This window comes from Pseudomonas sp. NPDC089428 (assembly GCF_044749325.1).
Taxonomy (GTDB): domain Bacteria; phylum Pseudomonadota; class Gammaproteobacteria; order Pseudomonadales; family Pseudomonadaceae; genus Aquipseudomonas.
Genome location: NZ_JBIVHT010000029.1, coordinates 22720 through 30388 on the forward strand (window position 1 = coordinate 22720; position 7669 = coordinate 30388).

The following is a 7669-nucleotide window of genomic DNA, read 5'->3' on the forward strand; positions in this document are numbered from 1 at the left end:
CCGGGCGCTGCACCAGGGGCGCGCCAGGCGGTCTTGCGGATACAGGTGCGCGGGCGCCGCGACAGCGGTGCCTGCGTGAGGTGAGCGCAACGCTCGTGGAAGGAATCAGCCGACTATCTGCCAGAAACCGTTCTGCTTGGCGGCAACAGCGGCGGGAAGGCGTTGCAGCGTGATCTGCAACGGTGCGGCCGCTCGGCGCAGGAACCCGTGCATGGCCCCGCATGGCACAGCACGCACGCGGCCAGTGAGGCGGGTGCGAAATGTGCCAACGATGGAGGGGAGGCGGGCCATGAGCAGATCACTCGAGACAGTCGTACAGTCATGCAAAGCAAGACGCGGGCCATTGCCCCCAATACGCCAGAAGTAGCGAGTTTGAAGGGGCGCGCTCGGCAGTGTTACTGACTGGCATGTGGTATGCCGTAATACTGTGATACCGAACGTAGCAATCCACCGCTTCAGGCACCCTTGCGCGATACCATTGCAGTCAGGGCTGCCTTTGCGTCGTCGCTGTTGAGCCGCTCGATGAACAGCAGGCCTTCCTTGGCCACCGTCGCGGCCAGGGCTTCGCGCTGGGCGTCCTTGAGCAAACGCCTGCTGATGCGCAGGGCATCGGCCGGCAACTGCTGCAGGCGCCGCGCCAGCGTGACGGCGGCGGCCAGGCATTGCGCGCCATCGTCGTACAGTTCGGTCGCCAACCCCCATTGCACGGCCTGTTCGCCATTGAGCGCCTGGTTGCACAGCAGCAACTGCGCAGCCCGCGCATGCCCCAGCATCTGCGGCAGCAACAGGCTTGCGCCAAACTCCGGGCACACGCCCAGTGCCACGAACGGCGTGCGCAGTCTGGCGTCACGGCTGACCAGCACCTGGTCGCAGTGCAGCAGCAGCGTGGTACCAATGCCGATCGCAGGCCCGGCAACCGCAGCGATCAGCGGTTTGTCCAGCGCCAGCACCGCCCACATCATGCGAAACACCGGGCTCTGCAGGTCGGTCGGCGGCTGCTCGAGAAAGTCCGGCAGGTCGTTGCCGGCGGTGAAGCATTCGGTGCTACCGGTGATCAGGATCACCTCGACCTGCGGGTCACTGTTGGCCGCTTCGAACAGCTCTGCCAGCCGTGTGTACATGGCGTTGGTCAGTGCGTTGAGTTTGTCTGCACGGTTCAGGCGCAGGGTCAGCAGGCCTTCGTCGAGTTGCGAGTGGATCAGGTCGGTCATGGGCGGCGCCTCTGTTGTTGTTATCGTGCCCGAGTATAAACAGGCTATCGCGAGCGAGGCGAGTTGCTATACAGTCGTTCAACTGCGCGACCCATGAGAGCCACCGATGACCCAAGAAGCCCGCTTCAGCCGCATGCTGCCCGAACTGCGCAAGGCCAACCTGGTCGAGGCCACCCTGGCCTGCCTGAAGCGCCATGGTTTCCAGGGGGCTTCGATCCGCAAGATCTCCGCCGAAGCCGGCGTCTCGGTGGGCCTGATCAGCCACCATTATTCGGGCAAGGACGAGTTGGTCGCCGAAGCCTACATGGCCGTCACCGGCCGGGTCATGCAACTGCTGCGCGAGGCCATGGCCCAGGTCGCGCCCAACGCCCGCGAACGGCTGTCGGCGTTCTTCCGTGGCTCGTTCAGCGCCGAACTGCTCGACCCGCAACTGCTCGATGCCTGGCTGGCGTTCTGGGGCGCGGTGAAAACCGCCGAGGCGATCAACCAGGTGCACGACCATTCCTATGGCGAGTACCGCCGCGAGTTGCGCACGCTGCTGGCTGAACTGGCCCGGGAGGAGGGCTGGGAACACTTCGATGCCGACCTCGCCGCCATCAGCCTCAGCGCCTTGCTCGATGGCCTGTGGCTGGAGTCCGGGCTGAACCCGGGCACCTTCACCCCGGCCCAGGGCGTGCAGATCTGCGAGGCCTGGGTCGATGGCCTGCAGGCCGGCGGTCGGCAACGCTTCACCAGCACCCCAGAGGGCTGTTGATCGACCGTTCAGCAATCGCTAGTCTTGGCCCACTCTAATAAAAAAATCGCCTTCGGGCGCCTCAGGACTACCCGCAATGACCTCTCAGGTACTGATCGTCGATGACGATCCGCTGATTCGTGACTTGCTCCAGGCCTACCTGTCCCAGGAAGGCTATACCGTCCACTGCGCCGCCACCGCGGAACAGGCCGAAACGCTGCTGACCGAGCAGCCGGTGGAACTGGTGATGCTGGACATCCGCCTGCCCGGCAAGGACGGCCTGACCCTGACCCGCGAGCTGCGGGTGCGCTCGGAAGTGGGGATCATCCTGATCACCGGTCGCAACGACGAAATCGACCGCATCGTCGGCCTGGAGTGCGGCGCCGACGACTATGTCAGCAAACCGCTCAACCCTCGCGAACTGGTGTCCCGGGCGAAGAACCTGATCCGTCGCGTGCGCCACGCCCAGGGCGCTCGGCCGGCCAGCGTGGCCAATGTCACCCTCAAGCAGTTCGGCGACTGGTCGCTGGACTGCGACCGCCGCCGCCTGATCGATGCTCAAGGCGGCGAAACCCTGTTGACCCACGGCGAGTTCCAGTTGCTCAGCGTGTTCCTGCGCAACAGTGGCCACACCCTGAGCCGCGACCAGCTGATGGACCAGATCCGTAATCGTGAGTGGGTGCCCAACGACCGCTCCATCGACGTGCTGGTCGGCCGCCTGCGCCGCAAGCTGCACGACGACCCCGCCGAGCCTGAACTGATCATCACCATCCACGGCGCCGGCTACCTGTTCACTGCCAGCGTGGCCGCGTGAGCAAGTACCTGGTCGGCCTGCTGGTGCTGCTGGCCAGCGGCGTGCTGCAGGCCGCCGGCAGCGTGCGCTACTGCGATTACCCGGTGTACCCACCGGTGTCCTGGAGCGATGGCAAGCAGCCGCGCGGGCTGGCGCCGACGGTGGTCCGCGAGCTGTTCGGGCGGCTGGGCTACCGGGTCGAAATGGTCGTGCTGGGCAACTGGCAACGCTGCCTGCTCGACGCTGCCGAAGGGCGGGTGGATGTGGTGCTGGCTTACACCTCGGAGCAGCGTGCCAGAACCATGCGCTTTTCCCAGGTGCCGGTACTGCGCGAGGAGGTGGCGGTGTTCGCCAACCGCCAGCACCCGTTGCAGTTCGACACGCTCGAAGACCTGGCCCGCTACCGTGGCGGGCTGTTGTTCGGTGAAAGCTACGGCCCGGCATTCGACCATTTCGTGGCGCAGCACCAGAACATCGAGTGGGTGTCGGACAGTGGGCAGAACTTCGGCAAGCTGATTCGCGGGCGTATCGACTTTGTGGTCCAGGAACGGCGCACCGGCCAGCTGTTCGTCGAGCACCTGCCCGGTGCCCAGGACATCGTTGCGCTACCACCGGCCCTGAGCGTCGACTACCTGCGCGTGGCGGTGTCACGCCATTCACCGTTGAGCGAGCGCATGGGCGACATCGACGCGCAACTGCAGCAGATGACCGACGCCGGCGAGCTGGAGCGCTGGCTGCATGAAAGCGAGGTCACCTATCGCGACATGGTCAAGCAGCCATGATGCGCCTGCAACCGGGTGGCCTGCTGCGGCGGCTGTTGCTGTTCATCCTGCTGTTCAGCCTGTGCTTCACGGTGCTGGCCAGCAGCGTGCAGCTGTATTTCGAGTACCGTCGCGAAATGCGCGAGATCGATGCGCGCATGGCGTTGATCCGCGCCGGCTACCTGGCCAGCCTGGAGCGCAGCCTGTGGGACCTCAACCAGGAGCAGCTGAACGTGCAGTTGCGTGGGCTGGTGGACTTTTCCGATGTGGCGCTGGTGCGCCTGAACAGTGCCGACTTCACCTTGCAGCAAGGTGAGCCGAACCCGCAGGGGCCGCTGCGGGTCGAGCGCTTTGCGCTGGACTACCAGCCGCCTTCCGGTCCTGTGCGGCACCTGGGCGAGCTGGAGGTGAGCATTGACCTGGGCGCGGTGCACCGGCGGCTGTTCGCCACCGGCCTGACCAGCCTGCTGTGGATGAGCGTGTTCCTTTGCGGCCTGGCGCTGGCGTTGTCGGGATTGTTCTACCGCCTGGTCACCCGCCACCTGCAGGTGATGGCCGACTTCGCCCGGCGCATCGGTGCCGGGCAATGGCACGAGCCACTGCGCCTGAACAAGCGCCGCTCGCCCCATGCCGACGAAATCGACAGCGTGGCGCTGGCACTGGAGGACATGCGCCGGGCCATCCTCAGTGACAGCGAACGCCGTGAAACCGACCGCCTGGCCTTGCAGGACAAGCGCGACGAACTGCAGAAGCAGGTCGAGCGGCGCACGGCGAGCTTGATGCGTGCCAAGGACGATGCCGAAGCGGCCAACCTGGCCAAGTCGCGCTTCCTCGCCACCATGAGCCATGAACTGCGCACGCCGCTCAACGGCATTCTCGGCATGGCCGAGCTGCTGCGTGGCGCCGGGCTCGCGGCGCCGGACCGTCTGCGCCTGGAGGCCTTGTACAAGGCCGGCGAGGGGTTGCTGAGCATCCTCAACGAGGTGCTGTATTTTGCCCGCCTCGAAGAGGGCGAAAGCCGCCCCGAGGCGGTGGATTTCTCCTTGCGCCAGTTGTGCGCCGAGGTCGTGACCCTGCTCGAACCCCGCGCGCTGGCCAACCACAGCCTGGTGCTGTGCCGCCTCGACCCGCAGCTGGCCACCTACCAGCACGGCGCCGAGCAGTACCTGCGCCAGGTCCTGAGCAACCTGCTGGCCAACGCGATCAAGTTCACCGAGGGTGGCGAGATCCTCGTCGACGTGCAGGTGTTGCAGGGGCAACCCGGGCGGCAGCGTCTGCGTTTGAGCGTCACCGACGATGGCATCGGCATCTGCGAGGCGATGCAGCCGAAGATCTTCGACCGTTTCGTCCAGGCCAGCGAGGCGGTCGCCCGCCGCTATGGCGGCACCGGCCTGGGGCTGGCGATCAGCAAGCACCTGGTCGAGCAGATGGGCGGGCAGATTGGAGTGCGCAGCCGCGAGGGAGAAGGCAGCTGTTTCTGGCTGGAGCTGGAGCTGGAAACGGCGCTGGCGCCGCCGGCCCAGGCGCAGGCAGAGCGCGCCGCGGTGCCGCTGCACATTCTGGTGGTGGAAGACGTGGCCCTGAACCGTGAAGTGGTGCGCGGGCTGCTGGAGCGTGACGGCCATGAAGTCTGGCTGGCCGAGGATGCCGAGCAGGGCTTGCAGCTGTGTGCACAGCGGCGCTTCGACCTGCTCCTGCTGGATGTGCACCTGCCAGGCCTCAGTGGCGTGGAGCTGTGCCGGCAGTTGCGTGCCGGCGCCACGCCCAACCGCGATACGCGCATCCTGGCACTGACCGCCAGTGTTCAGCCGGGGCTGGTGCGTGCCTATCTGGATGCCGGCATGCAGGGTGTGCTGGGCAAGCCGCTGAAGCTTGCGAACCTGCGCCAGGCCCTGGCGGGCCAGTGCCAGGAGGCACCGTCGGCAACCCCGGCGTGGCTTGACCATGAGTTGCTGAGCACGCACCGCACGCTGCTCGGCGAGCAGAAGCTGCAGGGCCTGCTGGCTGGCTTGCGCGATGGCCTGGCGCAACAGCGCCAGCCCCTGCTCGAAGCGGTCGACGCAGGCGACTGCACCGAGGTGACTCACCTGGCCCATCGGTTGGCCGGCAGCAGCGACTCCATGGGCCTGTGCGGCCTGGCGGCGACCCTGCGCCGGCTTGAAGCGCGTGCCCTGGCCCGTGACAAGCCGGGGGTGCGGGCCATGGCGCCATTGCTGCACGAGCAGTTGCAACGTGCGCAAAACAGCCTGGCCGAACTGCTGGCCGCCTGAGCGACAAAAACCTTACGACTTTTTACATCTTTGATCTTTACGATCAACCGGGCCTTACATCGCTTTCCAATAATCGCATTCAACCGCTGAACACGCGGTCTTCGACGCTTATTGGAGATAATAATAATGAAAGGCCGTAAAGCTGAAGGTATCCACCTCACACGGGCATTGAAGAGCCGGCACATCTTCATGCTCTCGCTCGGTGGCGTGATCGGCACCGGGCTGTTCATGGGCTCGGGGGTGACCATCAACCAGGGCGGGCCGGTGGGCGCGATCCTGGCCTACCTGGTTGCCGGTCTCCTGATGTACCTGGTGATGGTCTGCCTGGGTGAACTGTCGGTGCAGATGCCGGTGTCCGGTTCGTTCCAGGCCCACGCGACGAAATTCATTGGCCCGGCCACTGGCTTCATGATCGGCTGGGTGTACTGGATGAGCTGGGCCACCACCGTGGGCCTGGAGTTCACCGCCGCTGGCATGCTGATGGAACGCTGGTTCCCCGGGGTGCCGATCTGGTACTGGTCGGCGCTGTTCGTCGCGGTGCTGTTCGGCATCAACGCGTTGGCCACCCGCGCTTTCGGTGAGGCGGAATACTGGTTTGCCGGCATCAAGGTGGCGGCAATTCTTGGCTTCATCATCGTCGGTGTGCTGGTGATCTTCGGCGGCATTTCGCTGAACAGCGGGGCGCCGGCGCCGATGATGAGCAACCTGATCGGCGATTCGCTGTTCCCCAATGGCCTGTCGGCGGTGTTCGCGGTGATGATGACCGTGGTCTATGCCTTCCAGGGCTGCGAGATCATGGGCGTGGCGGCGGGCGAGACCGACCAGCCGGAAAAGAGCATCCCGCGGGCCGTGCGCAACGTGGTGTTCCGCGTGCTGATCTTCTATGTGCTGGCGATCGTGGTGCTGTCGGCGATCGTGCCGTGGCAGCAGGCCGGGCTGATGGAAAGCCCGTTCGTGCAGGTGTTCGACATGGTCGGCATTCCTTACGCCGCAGACCTGATGAACTTCGTGATCCTCACCGCGATTCTGTCGGTCGGCAACTCCGGGCTGTATGCCTCCACCCGCATCCTCTGGGCGATGTCCAAGACCGGCATGGCGCCGCGCAGCCTGTCGCCGCTGAGCAGCCGTGGCGTGCCGCTGCGGGCGCTGTTCATCACCTTGTGCTTCGCGCTGGTGTCGCTGATGACCAGCTTTGTCGCTGCCGACACGCTGTTCATGGTGCTGATGGCGGTGAGCGGCATGTCCGGCACGGTGACCTGGATCGTCATTGCCCTGGCCCAGTACCGCTTCCGCAAGCAGTTCTTGCGTGATGGCGGCCAGTTGAGCGAGCTCAAGTACCGCGCGCCGCTGTACCCGCTGGTGCCGTTGCTGTGCATCACCTTGTGCAGTTCGCTGTTTGTGTTCATGGCGATGGATGAGACGCAGCGGCCTTCGTTGTATTGGGGGTTTGGCTTTATCGCGCTGTGTTATGCGGCTTACTTTGTGGTGCAGCGCAAGCGCCAGGGGGTGGGGTTGGAAGTGCCGGTGGCATGAGAAGGGCTTGGTGGTGTATGGCGGGGTATTGAGTTAGGGCCGCCAGGTGTTTGCCGGGGTTTTTGCAGCGCCGGGAGATCGAGCGCCGCCCGCGCGGCGCATCGCGGATAAATCCGCTCCTACATCTGTTTCGGGCCAGTTATTCCTGTCAGTTCATCGCTGTCCGCCTTGTTTGTAAGACGCGATATTGAGGTGGGCAGTGCTGGCGCTTCGGCCGACTCAAGACATGCACCAAGGCGGGCAGCGGTACCTTTACAGGAATGATTGGCCCGAAACAGATGTAGATACTCTGTTGGCGGTCAAGCTTTTCTGAGGTGTTCAGAGCTGAAAAGCTTGGCTGTATGGAATGGCTCATCTCCGTGCATACA

At 64.9% G+C, this 7669-nt stretch carries 7 protein-coding genes; 5 read left to right on the top strand and 2 right to left on the bottom strand.

Annotation, left to right across the window (positions count from 1 at the left end; all coding sequences use genetic code 11):
• Nucleotides 1-455: 455 nt before the first annotated feature.
• Complete coding sequence (locus ACIPZ5_RS27265; RefSeq protein ID WP_400811668.1) at nucleotides 456-1211, bottom strand: enoyl-CoA hydratase-related protein; 756 nt, start codon at nucleotides 1209-1211, stop codon at nucleotides 456-458.
• 106 nt (nucleotides 1212-1317) lie between these two features.
• Here ACIPZ5_RS27265 and ACIPZ5_RS27270 point away from each other — a divergent pair, with 106 nt between their 5' ends.
• The 5 genes from ACIPZ5_RS27270 (at nucleotide 1318) to ACIPZ5_RS27290 (ending at nucleotide 7301) form a co-directional block, all read left to right on the top strand.
• Nucleotides 1318-1965 carry a TetR family transcriptional regulator C-terminal domain-containing protein gene (locus ACIPZ5_RS27270; RefSeq protein WP_261943879.1) on the top strand — a complete coding sequence of 216 codons (648 nt, stop codon included), beginning with the start codon at nucleotides 1318-1320 and terminating at the stop codon, nucleotides 1963-1965.
• A gap of 76 nt (nucleotides 1966-2041) precedes the next feature.
• A complete protein-coding gene (locus ACIPZ5_RS27275; protein WP_400811671.1) occupies nucleotides 2042-2758 on the top strand; it encodes a response regulator in 717 nt (238 codons plus the stop codon).
• Nucleotides 2755-3519: a substrate-binding periplasmic protein gene (locus ACIPZ5_RS27280; protein ID WP_400811674.1), complete on the top strand. Its 765-nt coding sequence runs from the start codon at nucleotides 2755-2757 to the stop codon at nucleotides 3517-3519. The genes ACIPZ5_RS27275 and ACIPZ5_RS27280 overlap by 4 nt, the downstream gene beginning before the upstream one ends.
• The gene (locus tag ACIPZ5_RS27285) at nucleotides 3516-5768 is read left to right on the top strand and encodes an ATP-binding protein (protein ID WP_400811677.1); all 2253 of its coding nucleotides are present in this window, start codon (nucleotides 3516-3518) and stop codon (nucleotides 5766-5768) included. The genes ACIPZ5_RS27280 and ACIPZ5_RS27285 overlap by 4 nt, the downstream gene beginning before the upstream one ends.
• Nucleotides 5769-5894: 126 nt before the next feature.
• On the top strand, nucleotides 5895-7301 hold the full coding sequence (locus tag ACIPZ5_RS27290; protein WP_261943883.1) for an amino acid permease: 1407 nt from the start codon (nucleotides 5895-5897) through the stop codon (nucleotides 7299-7301).
• A 148-nt stretch (nucleotides 7302-7449) separates the two neighbouring features.
• Here ACIPZ5_RS27290 and ACIPZ5_RS27295 read toward each other — a convergent pair.
• Nucleotides 7450-7669: hypothetical protein (locus ACIPZ5_RS27295; protein WP_400811680.1), on the bottom strand; the 220-nt coding region annotated here is incomplete at its 5' end.